Here is a 22,224-nt window from a genome sequence, read left to right as displayed (position 1 = left end):
TGATCAACGGCCGAGGCCCGCCGGGCGCAGGGCGGGCGCGGGGAGGGTGGTCAGGCCGAGTAGTGCTGGTCGTGGGCCTGGCGGGGGGCGCAGACCGAGGCGCGAGAGCAGGAGCAGCGGGAGCCGTCGGCGTCCAGCCGTACCGTGACCGCGTCCCGGGGGACGCTGTGGCCGACCACCTTGCCGTCGCCCTCGGGCGTGGTGACCCGGCTGCCGATCGGCGGGGCGGACTCCTGGAATTTTTGGTACAGCGGATGTTCGTACTTCAAGCAACACATCAGCCGGCCGCAGGCGCCGGAGATCCGCAGCGGGTTGAGCGGCAGGTCCTGGTCCTTCGCCATCCGGATGGTCACCGGCTCGAAGTCGTTGAGGAAGGTCGCGCAGCACAGGTCGCGACCGCAGGAGCCGATGCCGCCCTGCACCCGCGCCGAGTCCCGGGCGGAGAGCTGCCGCAACTCGACCCGGCATTGCAGGGTCGCGCCCAGGTCGCGGACCAGTGAGCGGAAGTCCACCCGGTGCGGGGCGGTGAAGTAGACGGTGGTCCGGTCGCCGCCGGCATCGCCCTCGCCCAGGACGTGGTCCACGGCGACGACCTTCATCGGCAGCCCGTGCTCCCGGATCAGCCGCTTGGCGGCCACCTTCGCCTCGGCCTTGCGCCGGCGCAGCAGCTCGTCGCGGCGCAGGTCCTCCTCCTGCGCCAGCCCGGCCAGCTTCGGGAAGCCGTCGGTCTCCTCCGACACCCACTGCGCCGCCCAGACGCACTCGGCCACCTCGGGCCCGTCGTCGGTCGGGACCAGCACCCGGTCGCCGACCTGCGGCCGCAGCTCTCCCGGGTCGAGATAGTAGAGGCGCCCGTACCGGTTGAAACTGACCGCGCAGAGCATGCCCATGCGGTCCACCCTACGACGGACGACCGGCGCCGGCCCGGCCACCCGTCGCCACCTGGTTACCCCGTGCAGTCATCCACGATCGTCGACTCGTTCCCTTGCCCCTCGCCCGGACGGCTGAATCGGTCCCCGGGGCGGGACAAACGCCCGGGTGGAGGCGTTGAGTGGAGGCAGACCTGCGGGGGGTGCAGGGAATGGCCACGGCGCCGCCGCCGGGCCCCGGTCCAGGCCGGGCGGCGGCGCGCGGCGCCGTGGACCACCCGGTCAGCGACCCACCCGGGTGGTGCTGTCGTAGCGGACCGGGCCGCCGGTCGACGCCCGCCAGGTCGACTCGGCCAGGCTCGGCGACCACTGGCGCAGCAGCGTCTCCGCCCCGTCGTACGCCACCCCGAGCACCGCGAGCACCCGGGTGGCGATCTCCGCCGCCGCGCCGGTGCCGCTGGCGGCGTCGCCGCCGGGCGCGGTCGCGGCGAGGACGCGTACCGCCTCGGTGGAGCCGAGCACCTCGGCGAGGACCCGGGCCACCGCCAGCCGGCTGCCCTCCACCCAGTGGGCGAGCGCGTCGGCGTACCCGGCGGTCGACTCGATCCGCCCGACCAGGCTCTCCGGCCCCTCGTCGAGGTGGCGCAGCAGCGCCGAGCGGGCCTCGTCGTACGCGGCGGCGGCCGGGCCGGACCACAGGCCCGGATCGGTGAGGGCGGCGCACGCGTCGTCGTACCCCCGGACCAGCCGGCGCACCGCGTGCCCGGCGGTCGTCAGCGGCGCCGGGTGCAGGTCGAGGAAGGCGTGCAGCGCGTCGCCGGGCAGCACCTGCATCCGGCGCAGCAGCGGCCAGAGCCGGTGGCCCTCGGGAGCGCCGGCGGCGAGCAGGTGGTCGACCCGGCGCAGCAGCTCCAGGCCGGGCTCGGCGAGCCGGTCCAGGGCGTCCATCAGCGTTCCCCGAACAGCCGCCGGCCGGCGGTGTCGTCGGTGCCGGCGTAGCGGTCGGCGGCGCTGCGGACGGCGGCGGCCGCGGCGGCGAGCCGGGCGGCGGCCGCCCCCGCCTCCCGGGCCCGGTCGCCGGTGGCGGCGGTCCACTGCCGGTGCAGCGCCCGGCCGACCTCGCCGGGGCGGCCCGGAGCGTCCGCGCCGAACGCCGGGTGGGCCGGGTCGGTGGCGGTCACCGTGCGGGCGAGCACGGCCAGCGTGTCGCTCGCCTCCTCCAGGCGGGCGGCGAGGGCGCGCAGCGCGTCCATCTCAGGCCCCCGCCAGCGGCCGGTACGCCGCGAAGGTCTCGTTGTGCAGCTTCTCCCGGGCCCACTGCGCGGCGTCCGCCGCGGCGGTGACGGCGGCCTGCACCGAGCCGGCGACGTCGCGCGGGTGGCGGGAGTGCAGCGGCCCGAGAAAGCGGACGTCGGTGATCCGGCCGCCGGCGGTCACCACCACCTCGACCAGCCCGTCCGGCGAGCGGACGGTGACCTCGACGGTGTCGACCGCCTGGTCGAACTCGGCCTGGAGGGACTCGATCCGGCGGTAACGCCGCACCGCCTCCTCGATCCACGCCTCGTCGATCTCGCGCGGCATCGGTTCTCCCCCCGGCCGACCATCACCCTGCGTGCCCTCACCGTCACCACGGCACACCGGACCGTACCGCACGCCCGCGACACCTGTCGATGCCTGTGGACAGCGGAAACTATCCCTTCCAGAGGGTGAGCATCATCGCCTCGACCGCGATCCGGGGCTTGACGTTCGCCTCGATCGCCGCCCGGCACTCCAGCACGGCCTCCAACCGCCGCAGCGCGCCCTCGGCGTCCCACTTCTGCGCGCCGGCCTCGGCCATCGCGGCGGTGTCGGTGTGCACCGGGGCCACCGGGGCACGCAGCGCCATGGTGAGCGCGTCCCGGTAGAAGCCGGCCAGGTCGACCAGGGCCCGGTCCAGCGCGTCCCGCTGGGCGCGGGTGGCCCGGGACTTCTGCCGCTTCTCCAGGTCCTTGAGCTGCCCGGCGGCGCCGCGCATGGCGCCGGCCGCGCCCCGCCCGGTGCCGCCCGCGCCGAGCGCGGTCTGCAACGCCGCCCGTTCGGCCGCGTCGGCCTCGGCCACGGACGCCTCGGCCTCCGCCTCGGCCGCCTCGATCAGGGCCGACGCCGCGTCGAGCGCGGCGCCGACGCCGGTCAGCCGGCGGGGCACCGCCAGCACCGCGTCCCGGCGCTGCCGCGCCTCGGGGTCGCGGGCCAGCCGCCGGGCCCGCCCGACGTGCCCCTGCGCGGCCGCCGCCGCCCACTGCGCCACGTCGGGCGCGATGCCGTCCCGGCGCACCAGCACCTCGGCCACCGCGGCGGCCGGCGGCTGCCGCAGCGGTACGACCCGGCAGCGCGACCGGATGGTCACCGACACGTCGTCCGGGTGGGTGGACGGGGCGCAGAGCAGGAAGACGGTCCGCGGCGGCGGCTCCTCGATCGCCTTGAGCAGGGCGTTGCCGGCGGCCTCGGTGAGCCGGTCGGCGTCCTCGATGATCACGATCTGCCAGCGCCCGCCGGACGGGGTGCTGGCCGCCCGGAGCACCAGCGCGCGCATCTCGCCGACCCCGATGGAAAGCCCCTCGGGCACCACCAGGCGAACGTCGGCGTGGGTGCCGGTCATCGTGGTGTGGCAGCCGGGGCACTCGCCGCAGCCGGTGCCGTACTTGCACTGCAACGCGGCGGCGAAGGCGCGCGCGGCCACCGACCGGCCGGAGCCGGGCGGGCCGGTGAAGATCCAGGCGTGGGTCATCCCCGCACCCGGGTCGACCCCCGGCTGTCCCTCGACCTCGGCCTGTCCCGACCCGACGGCGGCCGGGTGGGCGGCGCGCAGCACGGCGGCGGCCGCCGCGGCGGCGTGGCGCAGGGTGGCGACCGCCTCGTCCTGGCCGACCAGGTCGGCGAAGACGTCCGGCATCAGGTCCGGTGCTCCATCGTCACCAGCTCCGCGTCGGATAACTCGGGCTGCACCGAGGTGTCCGGCCCGTGGGCGGGGCGCGGGTGCACGATGGCGGCCGGGTCCACCAGGAACTCCTCGACCCGACGGGCGACCAGGGCGGCGATCTCCTCGGCCGGCCGGGCGGCGTCCAGCACCAGGTAGCGCTTCGGGTCGTTGGCGGCGAGGTCGAGGAAGGCGTACCGGACCCGCTCGTGGAAGGCGAGCGACTCGGCCTCCAGCCGGTCGGTGCCCTGGTTGCGGGACTCCACCCGGGACAGGCCGGTGCGCGGGTCGACGTCGAGCAGCACCACCAGGTCGGGCTTGAGCCCGCCGGTGGCCCACGAGGAGAGCCAGGAGACCTCCTCGACCGGCAGCGTACGGCCGGCGCCCTGGTAGGCCAGGGAGGAGTCGACGTACCGGTCGCTGATCACCACCGCGCCCCGGGCCAGCGCCGGACGGACCACGGTGGCGACGTGGTGCGCCCGGTCGGCGGCGTAGAGCAGCGCCTCGGCGCGCGGCGAGGGTGCCTCGGCGCCGGCGTTGTCGAGCACCAGCGACCGGATCCGCTCGCCCACCCCGGTGGCGCCCGGCTCGCGGGTGACCACCACGTCCCGGCCCTGCCCGCGCAGCCGCTCGGCGAGCGTGTCGAGCTGGGTGGACTTGCCGGCGCCCTCGCCGCCCTCGAAGACCACGAAGAGGCCGGAGGAGACGAACGGCTCGGCGGGCATCAGCGGGCGACCCCGGATCGAGCCCCAGAGGTCGGCGAGGACCGGCACGCCCTTCTTGTCGTCCATCTGCCCGAACGCGCTGATCCCGGCGAAGATGCCGGCGGCACCGGCCGCGAGCAGCAGCAGTCGGGTGGAGGAGACGGAGACGCCGAGGTCGGCGATGGTGAGCTTGCGGGAGCCGCCGACGCCGACCAGGAGGCTGCTCAGCGCGATGGCCAGGATCAGCACCAGCCGGGTGCCGATCTGCACCACCGCGAAGACCCGACCGCGTACCTCGTCGGCGACCTCGCCGCCGAGCAGCGTGGTGCCGGCGAGGAAGGCCATCCCCGCCCCGGCGCCGACCAGGATCGCGCCGAGCATGGCCATCGACAGGTGGATGGCGAAGGCGAGCACCAGCACGGACGCGCTGGCCAGCACGATGCTCATGCCGAACCAGCGGCGGCGGGACATGTCCCGCACGATCATCGGGCCGAGCCCGATGCCGAGGGCCAGGCCGATGAAGATCGCCCCGAAGAGCATGTAGAAGGCGGCGTCGCCGGCGCCGAGCGAGGCGGCGAAGAACTTGGCCGTGCCGATCACGATGCCGCCGCCGGCGAACGCGCCGAAGATGCCCAGCACCAGGCCGCGTACCAGCGGGGTCTGCTTGATGAACTTCCAGCCCTCGGTGAACTGGCGCATCATGCTCTGCTCGGTGCGTTCCCGCTCGCCGGCCTGCGCCTGGCTGATCTCCTTGATGCCGAAGGCCACCACCAGCGCGGTGGCCAGCCGGGAGAAGGAGTTGAACCAGAGGGCGAGCTGGGCGGGCTCGGCCCAGCCCGGCATCTCGCCGCCGGTCGCCGCGCGGACGCTGCGGTCGAGCACCGCCAGGGCGATGGCGGCGGCCACCGGGGTCAGCCCGTACGTGGTGATCAGCGTGAGCTGGTTGGCGCTCTCCAGCCGGGCGCGCGGGATCAGGTTGGGGACCGCGGCCTCCTTGGCCGGGATCCAGAGCAGGGTGATGGTCTCGATCAGGAAGGTGGCGACCGCCGCCCAGGTGACCACCACGGCACCGCTGGCCCCGGTAAGGGCGAGCAGCGGGATCGAGGCGAAGAGCACGAAGCGCAGCAGGTCGCAGATGACCATCGTCCAGCGCCGGTCGAAGCGGTCGGCGAGCACGCCGGCCACCGGCCCGAGGATCAGCGCCGGCAGCAGCCGGACCGCGATCAGCGTCCCGAAGGCGGCACCCTTGGCGGTGCTGCCGGAGACCTGGGCGGCGGCGAAGACGGAGGTGGCGAGCAGGCCGAGCCAGTCACCGAAGGAGGCCGCGCCGAGCACGATCCAGAGCCGACGGAACGGCCGGATGCGCAGCACCGAGCGGATCGCGGCCGCGCCGGACCGGTCGGCCTGGGCTGCTCCGGACTGCGCCCCGGGCGTCGACACGCCGGGCGACTCGCCGTTCTTCTGGCTTTCGATGGCCGTACCTCCACGTGCCGGCCCAACGCTGGGCAGTCCCGGTGCAACACTCTAGTCCCGGTGGGGGGCCTCCCCACCGGCGACATTCTCCTGCTCGCCGAGCCTAGGCCGCGAGGACCAGCGACCGCAGCCCGGCGGTACATGAGGGTATTTCGCATTACTATCCCGGACAGTTAGCGTGCACCCGTGGCCATCGACAGCGACACCCTGCGCGAGCGCCTCGACTCGGCGACCGCCCACCTCGACCCGCCGTACGCCGTGGTCGACCTCACGGCCTTCGACGCCAACGCCGCCGCGCTGGCCGACCGGGCGGGCGGCAAGCCGGTCCGCGCCGCCAGCAAGTCGATCCGCTCCCGGGAGCTGACCACCCGGGCGCTGAGCCGGCCGGGCTGGGCCGGCGTGATGGCGTTCACCCTGTCCGAGGCGATCTGGCTGGTCCGCTCCGGGGTGACCGACGACGCGCTGGTCGCATATCCGACAGCGGAGCGGGCGGCGCTCGCCGAGCTGGCCGCCGACCCGGCGCTCGCCGCGGCGGTCACCCTGATGATCGACGGCACCGAGCAGCTCGACCTGGTCGACGCGGTCCGCGCCCCCGACCGGCGGCCGGAGCTGCGGGTCTGCCTCGAACTGGACGCCTCCTGGCGACCGCTGGGCGGGCGGGTGCACGTCGGCGTGCGCCGCTCACCGGTGCACAGCGCCCGGGCCGCCGGCGCGCTCGCCGCCGCCGTCGCCGCCCGGCCGGGCTTCCGGCTGGTCGGGCTGATGGCGTACGAGGCGCAGATCGCCGGCCTCGGCGACGCGCCGCCGGGGCGGGCCGTCATGGGCGCCGCGATCCGGCTGGCGCAGCGCGGGTCGTACCGGGAACTGCTGGCCCGCCGGGGCGCGGCGGTCGCGGCGGTACGCGAACACGCCGACCTGGAGTTCGTCAACGGAGGCGGCACCGGCAGCGTTGCCGCCACCAGCGCCGATCCCGCGGTCACCGAGGTCACCGCGGGATCGGGCCTGTACGGGCCGACGCTGTTCGACGCGTACCGCGCCTGGCGGCCCACCCCGGCGGCGTTCTTCGCCTGCGCGGTGGTCCGCCGGCCGACGCCGGAGCTGGCGACGGTGCTCGGCGGCGGCTGGATCGCCTCCGGCCCGGCCGAGCGGAGCCGGCTGCCCCGGCCCTGGCTCCCGGCCGGGCTGAGCCTGGTCGGCACGGAGGGAGCCGGTGAGGTGCAGACCCCGCTGGCCGGCGCCGCGGCGGCCGGGCTGCGGGTCGGCGACCGGGTGTGGTTCCGGCACGCCAAGGCGGGCGAGCTCTGCGAGCACGTCAACGAGTTGCACCTGGTCTCCGGTGACGAGGTGGTCGCCACCGTGCCCACCTACCGCGGCGAGGGGCACGCCTTCCTCTGACCGGGGCCGCCCGGCCGGGACCGTCAGCCGGGTTGGACGGCCTCGGTGGCGTTCACGTGGCGGTGCAGGTACTCGCGGATCAGCGCCTTGGCCTCGGCGAGGACCCGCTCGTCGCCCTCGGGCTTACGGCGGAACGCCAGCTTGATCAGGGCGTCCGCGGCCTCGACGGCGATCTCCAGGCAGAACCGCAGCCGCGGTTCGTCGGTCATGCCGAACCGCTCGGTCAGCACCCGGGCCAACTGGTCGGCGATCACGCCGTTGTTGTCCCGCTGCTCATCGAGCAGGTGCAGGTCGACCACGTCGCCGAAGTGCAGGGTACGGAACCCCGGGACCGTCCGGTGCATCGTGATGTACTCGTCGATCCCCGCGTCGACACCGTCCCACCAGTGGGTCAGGTCGTCCGAGGCGAACCGCTCGTCGAGCCGCTGCAGGTAGGACTCCATCGTGCGCAGGGTCAGCGCCTGCACGATCGCCCGCTTGTCCGGAAAGAACTGGTAGACCGACCCGATCGCCACCTCGGCACGTTCGGCGAGCAGCGTGGTGGTCAGTCCCTCGTACCCCACTTCGTCGACGAGTTCGGCACAGGCGTCCAACATCCGCTGGACCCGCGCGACACTTCGACCCTGCACCGGAACGCGGCGCAGCGGCCCGGTCGTGGCGGCTGGTGTGGACACTCGGCGCCACCCCCCTTCGACGGAAGAAACTATCTGGTTGTCACGAGTCCGTGACTACCGGTACAACGAGCGGACCTCGATTGCGGTATTTACCAGGAACAACGTTCCTGATATGAAGTCAGTTCATATTCATGTCGAGGAGCGCGCCGATGGCCGGTACCGCCACCGCATGGTCCAACTGGGCCGGCAACCAGCACAGCACCGCCACCGCCATCCTGCGCCCCGCCACGCTGGACGCCGTCACCGAGGCCGTCCGGGACGCCGCGGCCGCGGGTGTTCGCATCCGGGTGGTCGGCAGCGGCCACTCGTTCACCCCGATCGCCGTGGCCGACGGTCGGCGGATCGAGTTGACCAGCCTGGCGACCGACGTCCGGGTCGACCGGGACCGACGCCTGGTCACCGTGCCCGCCGGGATGACCCTGCACACGCTCAACGCGCTGCTCGCCCGGCACGGGCTCGCGCTGCCCAACCTCGGCGACATCGACGCCCAGACCGTCGCCGGCGCGATCTCCACCGGCACCCACGGCACCGGAGCAGGATACGGCTGCCTGTCCACCTTCGTCACGGCGCTGACCCTGGTCACCGGCACCGGCGAGGTGCTGCGCTGCTCCGCCGACGAGCAGCCGGACGTCTTCGCCGCCGCCCGGGTCGGGCTGGGCGCACTCGGCGTGCTGGTCGAGGTGACCCTGCGCTGTGTCGATGCCTTCGTGCTGCGCGCCCACGAGCGCCCGGCGCCGCTGGACTCGGTGCTCGCCGAGCTGCCGACACTGATCGACGCGCACGACCACGTCGAGTTCTACTGGTTCCCGTACACCGCGCGGGTGCAGGTCAAGACCAACGACCGGGTGCCCGCCGACGACCGGCCGCTGCCCCGGTGGCGCGGCTGGCTCGACGACGACTTCCTCGCCAACACCGTCTTCGCCGGGGCCTGCCGGCTGGGCCGCGCCGTGCCGGCGCTGGCCCCGACCATCAGCGCGGTCTCCGCCCGGGCGCTCACCGAACGCACCTACACCGGCCGCTCCGACACGGTCTTCTGCACCCCGCGCCGGGTCCGCTTCGTCGAGATGGAGTACGCCCTGCCGCGCGCCGCCCTGCCGACCGCGCTGGACGCGCTCCGGCGGATCGTCGACGGGCTGCCGTTCAAGGTGCTCTTCCCGGTCGAGGTGCGGTTCACCGCCGCCGACGACATCTGGCTGTCGCACGGCTACGGCCGGGAGTCCGCGTACGTGGCGATCCACCAGTACGTCGGCATGCCGTACGAGCCGTACTTCCGGGCCTTCGAGGAGGTGGCGACCGACCTCGGCGGCCGGCCGCACTGGGGCAAGCTGCACTACCGGGACGCGGCGTCACTCGCCACGGCGTACCCCCGCTTCGCCGACTTCCTGGCGGTCCGCGACCGCCTGGACCCCGACCGGCTCTTCACCAACCCGCACCTGGACCGGATCCTCGGCTGAGTGCTCCCCCGGGCGCCGAGGCGCCCGGGGCTGCGTCACTCGGCGGTGCTGGCCGCCTTCTTCGGGGCGGCCTTCTTCGCCGGGGCCTTCTTGGCCGCCGTCGCCTTGGCGGTGGTGGTCTTCTTGGCCGCGGTGGACTTGGCCGCGGCGGTCTTCTTCGCCGCCGTCGCCTTCTTGGCCGGGGCCTTCTTGGCGGCCGCCTTCTTCTTCGGCGCCGGACCCTTCGCCCGCTTCTCGGCCAGCATCTCGGAGGCCTGCTCGATGGTCAGCTCCTCCGGGGTCTGGCCCCGGCGCAGCGACGCGTTGAACTCCCCGTCGGTCACGTACGGCCCGAACCGGCCGTCCTTGATGACCAGCGGCTTCTCGGTCAGCGGGTCGACGCCCATCTCCCGCAGCGGCGGCGCGGCGGCGCGACGCTGGCGGGTCTTGGGGGCGGCCAGCAGGGCCAGCGCCTCGTCCAGCGTGACGGTGAACATCTTGTCTTCCGAGTCCAGCGAACGGAACTCGTCACCGCGCTTGACGTACGGGCCGTAGCGGCCGTTGTTGGCGAAGACCTCGACCCCGTCGGGGGCCACGCCGATCAGCCGGGGCAGGCTGAGCAGCTTCAACGCCTCGTCGAGGGTGAGCGAGTCCGGCGTCTGCGAGCGCAGCAGCGAGGACTTCCGCTCGCCGCTGGCCACGTACGGGCCGAACCGGCCGGACTTGAGCAGGATCGGCTCGCCGGTGGCCGGGTCGTCGCCGAGCTTGCGCTCGCCCCCGCCGCCGAGGAACAGCTCGTGCACCTTCTCCGGGGTCAGCTCGTCGGGCGCCAGCCCCTCGGGGATCGGTGCCCGGTCGCCCGGGGCGCCGCCCTCCTCGCCCTCCGCCTTCGGCGCGGGCTGCTCGCCCGGCACCGCCCGCTGCAGGTACGGCCCGAACCGGCCGACCCGGACGACGACCTCGCGGCCCTCGTCGTCGGTGAAGAGCGGGATCGAGTTGACGCTGCGCGCGTCGATGTCGGTGATGTTCTCGGTGACCAGCTTCTTCAGCCCGCCGGCGTGGGCGATGGCCTGGTCGCCGGCGCCGTTGGCGCTGCCGAAGTAGAAGGAGGTGAGGAAGTCGACCGCCGCGTGCTCACCGCCGGCGATCTCGTCCAGCTCGTTCTCCATGCTGGCGGTGAAGTCGTAGTCGATCAGGCGCGGGTAGTGCCGCTCCAGCAGCCCGATCACCGCGAACGCCAGGAAGGACGGGATCATCGCCTGGCCGCGCTTGAAGACGTACCCGCGGTCCTGGATGGTCTGCATGATCGACGCGTACGTCGACGGGCGGCCGATGCCCAGCTCCTCCAGCGCCTTGACCAGCGACGCCTCGGTGTAGCGCGACGGCGGCTGGGTGTGGTGGCCCTGCGCGGCCAGCTCGTCGGCGGTCAGCGGCTGGTCCTTGACCAGGGTGGGCAGCCGGCGCTCGGCGTCCTCGGCCTCGGCGTTCTCGTCGTCGCTCGACTCGACGTACGCCCGCAGGAAGCCCGGGTCGGTGATGGTCTTGCCGGTCGCGCCGAAGTCGGCCTCCTCCTGGGCGGAGGAGACGGCGCGGATGCGCACCGAGACGCTGGAGCCGACGGCGTCGGTCATCTGCGAGGCGATGGTGCGCCGCCAGATCAGCTCGTAGAGCTTGAACTCCTCGGCCGACAGCTCCTTGGCCACCTCGCCCGGGGTGCGGAAGTTGTCCCCCGCCGGGCGGATCGCCTCGTGCGCCTCCTGCGCGTTCTTCACCTTGCCGGTGTAGCGGCGCGGCTCCGGCGGCACGCTGCGCTCGCCGTACAGCTCGACGATCTGCCGGCGGGCCGCCGAGATGGCGGTCTCCGACAGGTTCACCGAGTCGGTACGCATGTAGGTGATGTAGCCGTTCTCGTAGAGGCGCTGCGCGGTGCGCATCGTCTGCTGCGACGACAACCGCAGCTTGCGGGCCGCCTCCTGCTGAAGCGTGGAGGTGATGAACGGCGCGTACGGGCGGCGGCGGTAGGGCTTCTCCTCGACCCGGGTGACGGTGAACGGCCGCCCGTCGAGGCGGGCCGCCAGGCCCCGGGCGCCGCCCTCGTCGAGGTGCACGACGCCGGCGCCGGCCCGGACCCGACCCGTGGTCGGCTCGAAGTCCTTGCCGGTGGCGATCCGGTCGCCGTTCAGCGCGACCAGGGTGGCGTTGAAGGTGCGCGGGCCCTCGCCGGCGTTCGCCACGGCCAGGGTGGCCAGGATGTCCCAGTACTCGGCGGTGCGGAAGGCCATCCGCTGGCGCTCCCGCTCGACCACGATCCGAGTCGCCACGGACTGCACCCGGCCCGCCGAGAGCTTCGGCATGACCTTCTTCCACAGCACCGGCGAGACCTCGTAGCCGTACAGCCGGTCGAGGATGCGGCGCGCCTCCTGGGCGTCGACCAGGTCGCGGTCGATCTCGCGGGGGTTCGCCACCGCCGCCTGGATCGCCGGCTTGGTGATCTCGTGGAAGACCATCCGCTTGACCGGCACCTTGGGCTTGAGCGTCTCCACCAGGTGCCAGGCGATCGCCTCGCCCTCGCGGTCCTCGTCCGTCGCCAGGAAGATCTCGTCGACTTCCTTGGCCAGCTTCACCAGCTTGCTGATCTGCTGCTTACGGTCGGCGGAGACGACGTAGAGGGCCTGGAAGCCGTTGTCGACGTCCACCCCGAGCCGGGCCCACGCCTCGCCCTTGTACTTGGCGGGCACGTCGGCGGCGTTGCGCGGGAGGTCCCGGACGTGGCCGAAGCTGGCCTCCACGACGTATCCCGGGCCGAGGTAGCCCGAGATCGTCTTGGCCTTCGCCGGTGACTCGACGATGACCAGACGGGTGGTTCCAGCGTTGCTCGGCACGTCTCTCCCCGACCTCACTCCTGCTCAATGCCCGATTCGGGCCCTGTTGCACCCCACCGGACCACCGGCGGTCCGGATGTCCAACGTAACGCGCCGCCGGGGTTTCGGGTTTCGCGGGCGGCAAACAGCCTCCGCGCGGCGGGCGCCACGGCGCCGCGCGGGCTTCACGGGCCGGACGGCGCCACCGTACACCGTGGGTAGGGCCGGAGGCGGGCCACTGTGACGATGGCGGACCCTCGGCCGAGGGTCGCCGAGCCGTTTTACCGGCCGAGACGCCGCCCGGCTGTCCCCGATCGGACACCTCGTCGCCGCGCCCGCCCGACCCGGCGTGATCGACTCCGTTACGGCGAGACGGCGGTGTCCCGATGGCCCTGCTGCCGCCACCTCGCCGGCCTGGAGTCGATCTTGCACACCGTGTTTGAGCCGGCCGTCAGGTCGGGGTCGGCCAGGCCTCCGGCGGGGTGGCCGACGGCCGCTCGCCGACCAGCTCGGCCAGCCGGGTCAGCCGCCGACGGCCGGCGATCCGGAAGGCCGGCGCGCCGTCGTCGGGCTCCGACACCGCCGTCGGCAGGCCCACGGCGGCGAGCGCCGCCCGCACCGTCGGCCACCACTCCTGGTCACCCGGGCCGAGCCCGAGCAGGAACCCCGCGGGGTCGGACCGGCCGGCGGCGGCCAGCCAGAGCCGCAACCGCCGACCGTTGAGATGGAAATGCGCGGGCGGGCGCTTGCGGCCCGCGTCGGTCAGCCAGGCCGTCGCCAGCGGCGCGAGGGTCCGCGCGTACGAGGTGCGCACGGCGTAGCGCTGGTCCTCGGTCGCCTCCCAGCTCGCGGCCAGCCCCCGCAACCCCAGCTCGGCGACGAGCACGTGCACCCGCCAGGCGGCGTCGACCACGATCGACAGTCGGGCGGTACGCCCCATCCGGCCCACCTCACCGGGGCCGGCGAGCAGGCCGGCCAGATCGGCGACGGACGGGTCCGCCGCCTCGGTGCCGAACAGCGAGAGCTGGCGCACCGGTTCGGGGGGTGAGTCGGGAGGGGTCAGCGACACTCCGGAACCTCGGCGAAGGCCTGTTTGAGCTCTTGATCGTTGAGCCGGCTGGTGTCCAGCGCGCTCGCGTCGTAATCCCTGGTGAGCGTCTCGACCGTGGCCTTGACGCCGTCGTAGAAGGTGGTCGCCTCGCCGGTGCCGAGCCCATCGATGGTGTCGCGGGCCCGGCCGTACGCGTCCCGGACCTTCTCCAGGGTGGTCTGGAACCCCTTGGAGATCTCCTCGCCGTGCTCGGTCTCCGGCACACCGGCGTCGGCGACCCTGCGCCGGGCGGTCTCGCTGGCGTCCGCCGCACCGGCGAAGAGCCGGACCAGGTTCTCCTTGGCCTGCGCCGGGGTGGTCTGCGCGGTCATCTGCTGGTCGGTGCTGCTGGTCAGCTTGCTGATCTCGGCCCGCCAGGGGGTGAGCGCCTCGCAGACCGAGGCGGCCCAGGCGCGCGGGGTGGGCCCACCGCCGCAGGCGGCGACGGCGAGCACGAGCGTGGCCAGGACCACCGTGAGCTTTCCGGCGGCTGCCGCCCGGCACGTTCGCATGCGTTGCAGCGTACGGCCTCCGCGGCGATGCGCCACCGCTCAGGTTTGCCGCCCTCGGGGCGCGGCGGACGGGTTCCCGGCCGGCGGTCGGCCGACCGGGAACCCACCGTCGCCTCAGGCGTTGACCGTCTCCGCCCGCTCCGGGCTGCCCGCCCCGGAGCCGTCGTCGGAGGAGTCCATCGCCACGCCCTTGCGCTTGCTGAACACCACCGCGGCCACCACGATCAGGGTCGCGACCAGCGCGATCGTCACCCGCAGCGGGGTGTTGCGGTCGTCGCCGACGCTCCACGCCACCACGGCCGGCGCGATCAGCAGCGAGACCAGGTTCATCACCTTGATCAGCGGGTTGATCGCCGGGCCGGCGGTGTCCTTGAACGGGTCGCCGACGGTGTCGCCGATGACCGTCGCGGCGTGCGCCTCGGAGCCCTTGCCGCCGTACGCGCCGTCCTCGACCAGCTTCTTGGCGTTGTCCCAGGCGCCACCGGAGTTGGCCAGGAAGACCGCCATCAGCGTGCCGGCACCGATCGCCCCGGCCAGGTACGCCGCCAGCGCGCCGGGCCCGAGGCCGAAGCCGACCGCGATCGGCGCGAGGATGGCCAGCAGACCGGGGGTCATCAGCTCGCGCTGCGCGTCCCGGGTGCAGATGTCGACGACCTTGCCGTACTCGGGGCGCTGGGTGCGGTCCATGATCCCGGGCAGTTCACGGAACTGCCGGCGGACCTCCATCACCACGGCGCCGGCCGAGCGGGAGACCGCGTTGATGGCCAGCCCGGAGAAGAGGAAGACCACCGCCGCGCCGATGATCAGACCGACCAGGTTGCGCGGGTTGGACACGTTCAGCGAGTTGAGGATCTCGGTGCCGACGTCCCCGACCCCGGCGTCGGCGTACGCGGTGCGCAGGGTGTCGGTGTACGAGCCGAACAGCGCGGTCGCGGCGAGCACCGCCGTGGCGATCGCGATGCCCTTGGTGATCGCCTTGGTGGTGTTGCCCACCGCGTCCAGCTCGGTGAGGATCCGGGCGCCGTTCTCGTCGATGTCGCCGGACATCTCCGCCACGCCCTGCGCGTTGTCGGAGATCGGGCCGAAGGTGTCCATCGCGACGATCACGCCGACGGTGGTGAGCAGGCCGGTGCCGGCCAGCGCGACCGCGAACAGCGAGAGCGTGATGGAGCTGCCGCCGAGCAGGAACGCCCCGAAGACGCCGGCGGCGATCAGCAGCGCCGAGTAGACCGCCGACTCCAGGCCGACGCTGATGCCGGCGAGGATGACGGTGGCCGCGCCGGTCTGCGAGCTCTTGCCGATGTCCTGCACCGGGCGCCGGTTGGTCTCGGTGAAGTAGCCGGTCAGCGCCTGGATGGCGGCGGCCAGCACGATGCCGATGACGACCGCGCCGATGGCGACGATCCGGGGGTTCTGGTCGACGTCGGTCAGCCCGCCCTCCAGCTCGGCGAAGGTCGCCGGCAGGTAGGCGAAGGCGGCGATCGCCACCAGCACCGCCGAGATCACCGCGGAGAGGTAGAAGGCCCGGTTGATCGCGGTCAGGCCGTTGCGGTCCGAGACGCGCAGCCGGGTGATGAAGACGCCGATGATCGCGACGAGGACACCGATGGTGGAGATGATCAGCGGGAAGACCAGGCCGTCCTCGCCGAACGCGGCGCGACCCAGGATCAGCGCCGCGACCAGGGTCACCGCGTACGACTCGAACAGGTCGGCGGCCATGCCGGCGCAGTCGCCGACGTTGTCGCCCACGTTGTCGGCGATGGTGGCCGCGTTGCGCGGGTCGTCCTCCGGGATGCCCTGCTCGACCTTGCCGACCAGGTCGGCGCCGACGTCAGCGGCCTTGGTGAAGATGCCGCCGCCGACCCGCATGAACATGGCCAGCAGGGCGGCGCCGAAGCCGAAGCCCTCCAGCACCGTCGGCGCGTCGCCCTTGAAGAGCAGGACGACCATCGCGGCGCCGAAGAGGCCGAGCCCGACGGTGAGGAAGCCGACCACGCCGCCGGTGCGGAAGGCGATCTTCATGGCGGCCTCGCGCCCGCCCTGCGCCTCGCGGGCCGCCGCGGCGACCCGCAGGTTGGCGCGGGTGGCCAGCCACATGCCGGCGCCACCGATGGACGCGCTGAACAGGGCACCGACCACGAAGAACGCCGACCGGCCGAGCTTCACCGCCAGCTCGCTGCCGTCGGTGTCGTGCACCGGGAGCAGGAAGAGGAGCACGACGGCGACGACGACGAAGATCGCCAGCGTCCTGAACTGCCGGAGCAGGTAGGCGGAGGCGCCCTCCTGTACCGCTCCGGAGATCTCCTGCATGTTGGTGGTGCCCTTACCGGCTGCCAGCACGGCCTTGGTCAAGGCGGCGGCGAAGACGAGTGCCACCAGCGCGATCACCGCGGCGATGACGACGTACGTCAGGTTTCCTCCGGAAAGGGACAGCGCGCCGCCTTCGGCGGCCAAGGTCCCGGACATCTATGTCCTCCTGTACCGAACACTGTCGCGCCGGCCAGCGGACGCACTGACCCGACGCCTGGATGCGGTTGCGCAGGCGCGCCAACCCACCCCACCGGACCAGCGATGAACGCACATACCCGCTGGTTGCGGGAAGGAGCACTTGCTGACAACCCCGGTACTGTAGCCCCGCGCAGTGTTGGAGGTCACATCCGGGGGACACCGTGTCCGGATGATCTTCGTAACTGTGTTATGAGGAAAAATCTGATATAGGAGGCCATCAGCACGTCGAGGCCGCGACCCCGAAGGGTCGCGGCCTCGTAGACGCAGAGTGCGCAGGTCAGCGGCCGACCGGCCACACCATCCGGACCTCGGTGCCGACGCCCTCGTCGACCGGACGAACCTGGAGATCCTCCACGAAACCGGCAAGCAGGGCGAAGCCGACGCCGGTGGTCAGCGCCTCGTCGGTCAGCGCCTCGTTGGCCAGGTCGTCGGCGTTCAACGCGGCCAGCCCGATGCCGGCCTCGATCGGCGCCCGGTCCACCACCCGCACCGAGTACGCCCCGGAGTCGGACATCTCCACCAGCACCGGGTCGGGCAGCCCGTACTGCCGGTGCAACGCGACCGCGCGGGTGCACGCCTCACCGATGGCCAGCCGCACCTCGTCGAGCAGGTTCTCGCGCACCCCGGCCCGGCGGGCCACCGCGACGCCGACCAGACGGGCGGTGCGCACGTGCACCGGAGCCGGCGAGAAGGAGAGTCGGACCGTCGCCATCACGCGCCGGCGCCGGTGGGGTCCGCCGCGATCGCCGCCTCGACCGTGGGGTGCAGCGGGAACACCTGGTCCAGGGCGGTGATCCGGAAGATCTTGAGCAGCGGCTCCTTGTCGCAGACCAGGGCGAAGGAGCCACCGGCCGAGCGGAGCCGCTTGAGGGCGCCGACCAGCACGCCGAGACCGGTCGAGTCGAGGAAGTCCACCCGGCCGAGGTCCACGACCACCCGCCGGGAGCCACCGTCGATCAGCTCGAGAAGCCGTTCGCGCAGGCGGGGGGCGGTATAGACGTCCACCTCACCGCCGACCTCGAGCACCGTGTGCTCCCCCACGGTGCGGGTCGCCAGCGACAGCTCCATCAGTCCCTCCTCCGAGAGCCGTAAACTCTCCTGGGCATCTAACCATCCCCGCCACGACGGCCTCTGGTCACCGGCGGAGGCTTCCTCTTACCCACGCCCGGAGTTGTTCACCTCCGAACACCAGTGCGAGAGTGCAGGACGTGAATCCCGCAGCCACCGTATCCGCAGGTCCCGGCCCCGGGCGACCGCCGACGGCGGCGCCGGGCGACCTGCTGCGCCGGCTGCGCGCCCGGCACGGCGACGATCCGGTCACCCACGTCGAGCGGGTCCCGGCCCGACCCGGCGAGCCGGCCCCCTGGCCGCAGTGGGCTCCCGAGGACCTGCGGGCGGCGTTCGCCCGACGCGGCGTGGTCGCGCCCTGGCGGCACCAGGCCGAGGCCGCCGAGCTGGCGTACGCGGGGCAGCACGTGGTGGTGGCCACCGGCACGGCGTCCGGCAAGTCGCTGGCCTACCAGCTGCCCGCGCTGGCCACCCTGCTCGCCGACCCCAGGGCCACCGTGCTCTACCTGGCCCCGACCAAGGCGCTCGCCGCCGACCAGCTCCGTGCCGTCGCCGGCCTGGAACTCGACGGGGTACGCCCCGCCACCTACGACGGGGACACCCCGCGCGCCGAGCGGGAGTGGATCCGTCGGCACTCCCGGTTCGTGCTGACCAACCCGGACATGCTGCACCACGGCATCCTCCCCGGGCACGCGCACTGGTCCGGCTTCCTGCGCCGGCTGGCGTACGTGGTGATCGACGAGTGCCACACCTACCGGGGCGTGTTCGGCTCGCACGTCGCGCACGTGCTGCGCCGCCTGCGCCGCCAGTGCGCGAAGTACGGCCGTACCCCCGTCTTCGTGCTGGCCTCGGCGACGTCGGGCGACCCGGCGACGGCGGCCGGGCGGCTCACCGGCCTGCCGGTGGCGGCCGTCACCGAGGACACCTCGCCGCGCGGCGGGGTGACCTTCGCGCTCTGGGAGCCGCCGCTGCTCCCCGATTCCTCGGGAGAGGTCGCGGACCTCGCGCCGGTCCGCCGGTCGGCGCTGCGGGAGACCGCGGACCTGCTCGCCGACACCGTCGCCGAGGGGGTACGCACGCTGGCCTTCGTCCGCTCCCGCAAGGGCGCCGAGGTGGTGGCGGCGAACGCGCGGCGGGCGCTCGACGAGGCGGTGCCCGGGCTCGGCGACCGGGTGGCCGCCTACCGGGCCGGCTACCTGCGCGAGGAGCGGCGCGAACTGGAACGCGCCCTGCTCCACGGCGACCTGCTCGGCCTCGCCTCCACCAACGCGCTGGAACTCGGCGTCGACCTGGTCGGCCTGGACGCGGTGCTGATCTGCGGCTGGCCGGGCACCCGGGCGTCGCTCTGGCAGCAGGCCGGCCGGGCCGGCCGCTCCGGCGACGAGGCGCTGGCGGTGCTGGTGGCCCGGGACGACCCGCTCGACACCTATCTGGTGCACCACCCGGAGGCGCTGTTCGGGCGGCCGGTCGAGGCCACCGTGCTCGACCCGGCCAACCCGTACGTGCTCGCCCCGCAGCTCGCCTGCGCGGCGGCGGAGGCCCCGCTCACCCCGGCCGACCTGGACCTCTTCGGCGAGGGGGCGAAGGAGGCCGTGGAGGAACTGGTCGTGGCGGGGGCGCTGCGGCAGCGGCCGACCGGCTGGTACTGGCGACACCGGGAGCGGCCCGAGGTGGACCTGCGCGGCGAGGGCGGCGCGCCGGTCTGCGTGGTGGAGGCCTCGACCGGGCGGCTGCTCGGCACCGTCGACGGCGGCTCCTCGCACTTCCTCATCCACCCCGGCGCGGTCTACCTGCACCAGAACGTCTCGTACGTGGTCGACTCGCTGGACCTGGCCGACGGGTGCGCGCTGGTGCACGCCGAGGAGCCGGACTGGTCCACCCACGCCCGCGACGTCACCTCGCTGTCGGTGGTGTCGGTGCGCTCCTACGTGGACGCCGGGCCGGTCGGGCTCTTCCTCGGCGAGGTGGACGTGACCAGCCAGGTGGTGTCGTACCAGCGGCGGCGGATCGCCTCCGGGGAAGTGATCGACACCCGACCGCTGGACCTGCCGGCCCGGGAACTGCGCACCGTCGCGGTCTGGTTCACCCTCTCCCCGCAGTCGCTGGCTCTCGCCGGGGTGGAGGCGGCCGACGTCCCGGGGGCGCTGCACGCCGCCGAGCACGCCGCCATCGGACTGCTGCCCCTGATGGCCACCTGCGACCGCTGGGACATCGGCGGGCTCTCCACCGCCGTGCACCCGGACACCGAGGCCCCGACCGTCTTCGTCTACGACGGCCACCCGGGCGGGGCGGGCTTCGCCGAGCGGGCGTACGGGACGGCGGCGGCCTGGCTGCGCGCCACCCGGGACGCGATCGCCGAGTGCGGCTGCGAGGCGGGCTGCCCGTCCTGCGTGCAGTCGCCGAAGTGCGGCAACGGCAACAACCCGCTCTCCAAGCCGGACGCCGTCCGGGTCCTCGACGTGGTGCTCGCCAACCTGCCCCGCGACGCCGAGCCGGCGCCGGCCCTGCCCGATGGCCTCGTTCCGGCCGCGTCGGGTGCGCCTGTGGCGGCGGACCTGCCGGCCGCCTCGGCCGCTCACGCCTCGGCCGCACCGCTCCTGCCGCGCCAGGACGACCGGGCCGGCGCGGACGCCGACGTCGCTCCCCCGAGCTGAGGCCTTCCGCTTTCCGGGATGCACGCATGACCCGCACGACAGGTGGGCATTGATGTATGGGAGCGCTTCCATGGGTGGCTGCCCCATCCTCCGGCGGCGCTCAGCACACCAGCCGACCCGTCGTTTCCGCACCGGAGGAGGAGCCGTGGCCGATACCATCGCCGAGACCGTCGACCTGCTCTATACGATCGACCAGGAGAAACTCACCCCCGACCAGCAGATCGCCCTCGGCGCCGCGCTGGCCAGCCTGGCGCAGGCGGAACGCCTCGAACAGATCAACGAGCGGCTGCGCGGGATCCACCAGGTGCTCAACGCCTGGGCGCTGAAGGCGACGGTCGAGGGCGGACGCTGAGCCGCTGGTTGTGCGAGACTCCGGCGCACACTTCGGAGGAGACCTCAATGCAGCTCGACAACTTGCAGACGCAGCACCAGTTCCACGTCCGGCAGCGGATCCGGATGATGGTCAACCAGTACGAGGTCCGCGCCGTGGCCCCGGACGGCACCGAGGGAGAGCTGCTGGCTTTCGCGCAGCAGAAGCGGCTCGCCTTCAAGGAGCAGGTCACGATCTACACCGACGACTCGAAGCAGCAGCCCCTGCTCGGCTTCAAGGCGCGGCAGCGGCTCGACCTCGGCGCCACGTACGACGTGACCGACGCGGCCGGCAACTCGGTCGGGCTGTTCCGCAAGGACTTCGCCCAGTCGCTGCTGCGCTCGACCTGGCACGTCGAGCAGCCCGGCCTGCCGCAGATCACCGGTCAGGAGCGGAGCATGCCGGTGGCGCTGCTGCGCCGGTTCGTGGACTCGCTCTCCTGGCTGCCGTACCACTTCGACTTCGTCGCCGAGGGCCAGCCGGTCTTCACTGTGGTCAAGAAGTGGGGCCTGCGCGACAAGTACGTCGTCGAGGTGCAGAACCCGCAGGTGGACCGCCGCCTGGTGATCGCGATGGCGATCGGGCTGGACGCGCTCCAGGGCCGCTGACCAGTTGACCGGCCGGGGCGCGTCCTGCGGGCGCGCGCCCGGCCGGCTTGCCGCCACACGGCCGGGCTCGGTCAGTCCCGGCTTGGGCCGGCGCGGGAGGTGGCCGTGGCCACCCGGTGGAAGCCGGGAAGCGGGGTGACCGGCACCTCCACGTTCACCAGCACGTCGAGGCCGTCCAACTGGCAACCGGCCAGGATTACGCCGTTGGCCCGGGCGAACTCGGCCGCCGCCGCGCACGCCACCCCGTCACCGTCCAGCGCTCGCCCCGCCCCGGCGAGCGCCGCGAAGTCGGCACCGACCCGGGCCTGGTGCCGAGCCGTCCGGGCGGTGCCGATCGCCGCGCCGAAGACCCCGACCAGGACGAACACCAGGCCGACGACGAGCAGGCACACCGTCGCCCCACCCCGGTCGGACGCACCGGGTCGCCTCGGGGGCACGGCTGCGCCGCCGGGAAGCCCGGACCGCCCCCGCGTCACCACAGGGCCGGATCGCGCGGGCGTCACGGGTGCGCCGCCGGGGAGCCCGGCTCGACGGCGGCGACCGTGGTGGCCGCCACGGTGATCCGGGGCAGGCGGGCGCCGAGCGTCCGGACCGGCGCCCGCACCGTCACGGTGACCCGGTCGCCATCCACCGTCACCGAGACGTCCGCTCCCGGTGGCGCGATCCGCACCCCGGCCGCCGCGCCGCTCTCGCCCCGGGAGGCGGCGAGTGCCGCCTCCCGGGCCGCGTCCAGGCAGGCGGCCTTCGTGGTGACCGCGTCGACCGCGGTGAGACCGGCGAGCAGGAGCAGGAGCAGCGCCGGCAGGCCGGCCGCCAACTCGGCGGTGAACGAACCCCGGTCACGGCCGGCCGGCCGGCGCCGGCTCACTTCAGCGCCCGGTCGATGACCGCGGTCAGGGCGGACTGCACGTTGCCGGACGTGAGCACCTTGAGCAGGATGCCCGCGAAGGCGACCGCGGCGAGCGTGCCGACGGCGTACTCGGCGGTGTTCATCCCGGCGTCCCCCCGGAGCCGGGCGAGGAGTTTGCGCACTGGTGTGTCCCTTCTCG

The 22,224-nt window shown here is 73.6% G+C and carries 21 protein-coding genes; 5 read left to right on the top strand and 16 right to left on the bottom strand.

Annotated elements, in window-relative coordinates:
- Positions 1-50: 50 nt before the first annotated feature.
- The 6 genes from ACTMS9_RS02355 to tmk all read right to left on the bottom strand — a co-directional run bounded on the left by ACTMS9_RS02355 (position 51) and on the right by tmk (position 5,900).
- A complete protein-coding gene (locus tag ACTMS9_RS02355) occupies positions 51-890 on the bottom strand; it encodes a PSP1 domain-containing protein (RefSeq protein ID WP_441142578.1) in 840 nt (279 codons plus the stop codon).
- A 261-nt stretch (positions 891-1,151) separates the two neighbouring features.
- Positions 1,152-1,817 (bottom strand): hypothetical protein, encoded by a 666-nt coding sequence (locus ACTMS9_RS02350; RefSeq protein ID WP_441163998.1) that lies wholly within the window; start codon positions 1,815-1,817, stop codon positions 1,152-1,154.
- A complete protein-coding gene (locus tag ACTMS9_RS02345; RefSeq protein ID WP_357922958.1) occupies positions 1,817-2,122 on the bottom strand; it encodes a hypothetical protein in 306 nt (101 codons plus the stop codon). The genes ACTMS9_RS02350 and ACTMS9_RS02345 overlap by 1 nt, the downstream gene beginning before the upstream one ends.
- Position 2,123: 1 nt before the next feature.
- Positions 2,124-2,450: a YbaB/EbfC family nucleoid-associated protein gene (locus tag ACTMS9_RS02340; RefSeq protein WP_154940248.1), complete on the bottom strand. Its 327-nt coding sequence runs from the start codon at positions 2,448-2,450 to the stop codon at positions 2,124-2,126.
- Positions 2,451-2,559: 109 nt separating this feature from the next.
- A complete protein-coding gene (locus ACTMS9_RS02335) occupies positions 2,560-3,801 on the bottom strand; it encodes a DNA polymerase III subunit delta' (protein WP_441142573.1) in 1,242 nt (413 codons plus the stop codon).
- The gene (tmk, locus tag ACTMS9_RS02330) at positions 3,801-5,900 is read right to left on the bottom strand and encodes a dTMP kinase (RefSeq protein WP_441164422.1); all 2,100 of its coding nucleotides are present in this window, start codon (positions 5,898-5,900) and stop codon (positions 3,801-3,803) included. The genes ACTMS9_RS02335 and tmk overlap by 1 nt, the downstream gene beginning before the upstream one ends.
- Before the next feature lie 288 nt (positions 5,901-6,188).
- Between tmk and ACTMS9_RS02325 the strand changes: the two genes are divergently transcribed.
- Positions 6,189-7,397 carry an alanine racemase gene (locus ACTMS9_RS02325; protein WP_441163997.1) on the top strand — a complete coding sequence of 403 codons (1,209 nt, stop codon included), beginning with the start codon at positions 6,189-6,191 and terminating at the stop codon, positions 7,395-7,397.
- Between the two features lie 23 nt (positions 7,398-7,420).
- On the opposite strand, the gene ACTMS9_RS02320 is transcribed toward ACTMS9_RS02325, so the two are convergent.
- Positions 7,421-7,993: a TetR family transcriptional regulator gene (locus tag ACTMS9_RS02320; protein ID WP_238448734.1), complete on the bottom strand. Its 573-nt coding sequence runs from the start codon at positions 7,991-7,993 to the stop codon at positions 7,421-7,423.
- Positions 7,994-8,220: 227 nt separating this feature from the next.
- On the opposite strand from ACTMS9_RS02320, the gene ACTMS9_RS02315 reads away from it, so the two are divergent.
- A complete protein-coding gene (locus tag ACTMS9_RS02315; protein WP_441163996.1) occupies positions 8,221-9,525 on the top strand; it encodes a D-arabinono-1,4-lactone oxidase in 1,305 nt (434 codons plus the stop codon).
- Between the two features lie 35 nt (positions 9,526-9,560).
- Here ACTMS9_RS02315 and topA read toward each other — a convergent pair whose 3' ends face one another.
- From topA to ACTMS9_RS02285, 6 genes are all read right to left on the bottom strand, one after another.
- Positions 9,561-12,386, bottom strand: a complete 2,826-nt coding sequence (topA, locus tag ACTMS9_RS02310; protein WP_441163995.1) for a type I DNA topoisomerase — start codon at positions 12,384-12,386, stop codon at positions 9,561-9,563.
- A gap of 430 nt (positions 12,387-12,816) precedes the next feature.
- Entirely contained in the window at positions 12,817-13,434 is a 618-nt protein-coding gene (locus ACTMS9_RS02305; protein ID WP_441163994.1) for a hypothetical protein, read from the bottom strand.
- Positions 13,425-13,967, bottom strand: a complete 543-nt coding sequence (locus ACTMS9_RS02300; protein WP_210776160.1) for a hypothetical protein — start codon at positions 13,965-13,967, stop codon at positions 13,425-13,427. The genes ACTMS9_RS02305 and ACTMS9_RS02300 overlap by 10 nt, the downstream gene beginning before the upstream one ends.
- A 114-nt stretch (positions 13,968-14,081) precedes the next feature.
- On the bottom strand, positions 14,082-16,433 hold the full coding sequence (locus ACTMS9_RS02295) for a sodium-translocating pyrophosphatase (protein WP_441163993.1): 2,352 nt from the start codon (positions 16,431-16,433) through the stop codon (positions 14,082-14,084).
- 319 nt (positions 16,434-16,752) lie between these two features.
- A complete protein-coding gene (locus ACTMS9_RS02290) occupies positions 16,753-17,190 on the bottom strand; it encodes an ATP-binding protein (RefSeq protein WP_441142994.1) in 438 nt (145 codons plus the stop codon).
- A complete protein-coding gene (locus tag ACTMS9_RS02285; RefSeq protein WP_088959229.1) occupies positions 17,187-17,543 on the bottom strand; it encodes an STAS domain-containing protein in 357 nt (118 codons plus the stop codon). Before ACTMS9_RS02285 ends, ACTMS9_RS02290 begins: the two co-directional genes overlap by 4 nt.
- Positions 17,544-17,683: 140 nt before the next feature.
- On the opposite strand from ACTMS9_RS02285, the gene ACTMS9_RS02280 reads away from it, so the two are divergent.
- From ACTMS9_RS02280 to ACTMS9_RS02270, 3 genes are all read left to right on the top strand, one after another.
- On the top strand, positions 17,684-20,197 hold the full coding sequence (locus ACTMS9_RS02280; protein WP_441163992.1) for a DEAD/DEAH box helicase: 2,514 nt from the start codon (positions 17,684-17,686) through the stop codon (positions 20,195-20,197).
- A 145-nt stretch (positions 20,198-20,342) separates the two neighbouring features.
- On the top strand, positions 20,343-20,549 hold the full coding sequence (locus ACTMS9_RS02275; RefSeq protein WP_357995582.1) for a hypothetical protein: 207 nt from the start codon (positions 20,343-20,345) through the stop codon (positions 20,547-20,549).
- Between the two features lie 47 nt (positions 20,550-20,596).
- Positions 20,597-21,175: a hypothetical protein gene (locus ACTMS9_RS02270; protein WP_441143000.1), complete on the top strand. Its 579-nt coding sequence runs from the start codon at positions 20,597-20,599 to the stop codon at positions 21,173-21,175.
- A gap of 71 nt (positions 21,176-21,246) precedes the next feature.
- Here the strand turns inward: ACTMS9_RS02270 and ACTMS9_RS02265 are convergent, their stop codons facing one another.
- The 3 genes from ACTMS9_RS02265 to ACTMS9_RS02255 all read right to left on the bottom strand — a co-directional run bounded on the left by ACTMS9_RS02265 (position 21,247) and on the right by ACTMS9_RS02255 (position 22,168).
- The gene (locus ACTMS9_RS02265; RefSeq protein ID WP_441143002.1) at positions 21,247-21,567 is read right to left on the bottom strand and encodes an Rv3654c family TadE-like protein; all 321 of its coding nucleotides are present in this window, start codon (positions 21,565-21,567) and stop codon (positions 21,247-21,249) included.
- A gap of 107 nt (positions 21,568-21,674) precedes the next feature.
- Positions 21,675-22,043 carry a TadE family type IV pilus minor pilin gene (locus ACTMS9_RS02260; RefSeq protein WP_441143004.1) on the bottom strand — a complete coding sequence of 123 codons (369 nt, stop codon included), beginning with the start codon at positions 22,041-22,043 and terminating at the stop codon, positions 21,675-21,677.
- Entirely contained in the window at positions 22,040-22,168 is a 129-nt protein-coding gene (locus tag ACTMS9_RS02255; protein WP_208418639.1) for a DUF4244 domain-containing protein, read from the bottom strand. The genes ACTMS9_RS02260 and ACTMS9_RS02255 overlap by 4 nt, the downstream gene beginning before the upstream one ends.
- Positions 22,169-22,224 lie beyond the last annotated feature (56 nt).

Source organism: Micromonospora sp. L31, assembly GCF_052068075.1.
GTDB classification, from domain to species: Bacteria; Actinomycetota; Actinomycetes; order Mycobacteriales; family Micromonosporaceae; genus Micromonospora; species Micromonospora purpureochromogenes.
This window is presented reverse-complemented; position numbering and strand designations above follow the sequence as displayed.

What these genes read in the sequence shown, in the direction of transcription:
- ACTMS9_RS02355 (WP_441142578.1), bottom strand. Translation starts at nt 890, where the DNA reads ATGGGCATGCTCTGCGCGGTCAGTTTCAACCGGTACGGGCGCCTCTAC.
- ACTMS9_RS02350 (WP_441163998.1), bottom strand. Translation starts at nt 1,817, where the DNA reads ATGGACGCCCTGGACCGGCTCGCCGAGCCCGGCCTGGAGCTGCTGCGC.
- ACTMS9_RS02345 (WP_357922958.1), bottom strand. Translation starts at nt 2,122, where the DNA reads ATGGACGCGCTGCGCGCCCTCGCCGCCCGCCTGGAGGAGGCGAGCGAC.
- ACTMS9_RS02340 (WP_154940248.1), bottom strand. Translation starts at nt 2,450, where the DNA reads ATGCCGCGCGAGATCGACGAGGCGTGGATCGAGGAGGCGGTGCGGCGT.
- ACTMS9_RS02335 (WP_441142573.1), bottom strand. Translation starts at nt 3,801, where the DNA reads ATGCCGGACGTCTTCGCCGACCTGGTCGGCCAGGACGAGGCGGTCGCC.
- ACTMS9_RS02320 (WP_238448734.1), bottom strand. Translation starts at nt 7,993, where the DNA reads ATGTTGGACGCCTGTGCCGAACTCGTCGACGAAGTGGGGTACGAGGGA.
- ACTMS9_RS02315 (WP_441163996.1), top strand. Translation starts at nt 8,221, where the DNA reads ATGGCCGGTACCGCCACCGCATGGTCCAACTGGGCCGGCAACCAGCAC.
- ACTMS9_RS02300 (WP_210776160.1), bottom strand. Translation starts at nt 13,967, where the DNA reads ATGCGAACGTGCCGGGCGGCAGCCGCCGGAAAGCTCACGGTGGTCCTG.
- ACTMS9_RS02295 (WP_441163993.1), bottom strand. Translation starts at nt 16,433, where the DNA reads ATGTCCGGGACCTTGGCCGCCGAAGGCGGCGCGCTGTCCCTTTCCGGA.
- ACTMS9_RS02285 (WP_088959229.1), bottom strand. Translation starts at nt 17,543, where the DNA reads ATGGAGCTGTCGCTGGCGACCCGCACCGTGGGGGAGCACACGGTGCTC.
- ACTMS9_RS02270 (WP_441143000.1), top strand. Translation starts at nt 20,597, where the DNA reads ATGCAGCTCGACAACTTGCAGACGCAGCACCAGTTCCACGTCCGGCAG.
- ACTMS9_RS02255 (WP_208418639.1), bottom strand. Translation starts at nt 22,168, where the DNA reads ATGAACACCGCCGAGTACGCCGTCGGCACGCTCGCCGCGGTCGCCTTC.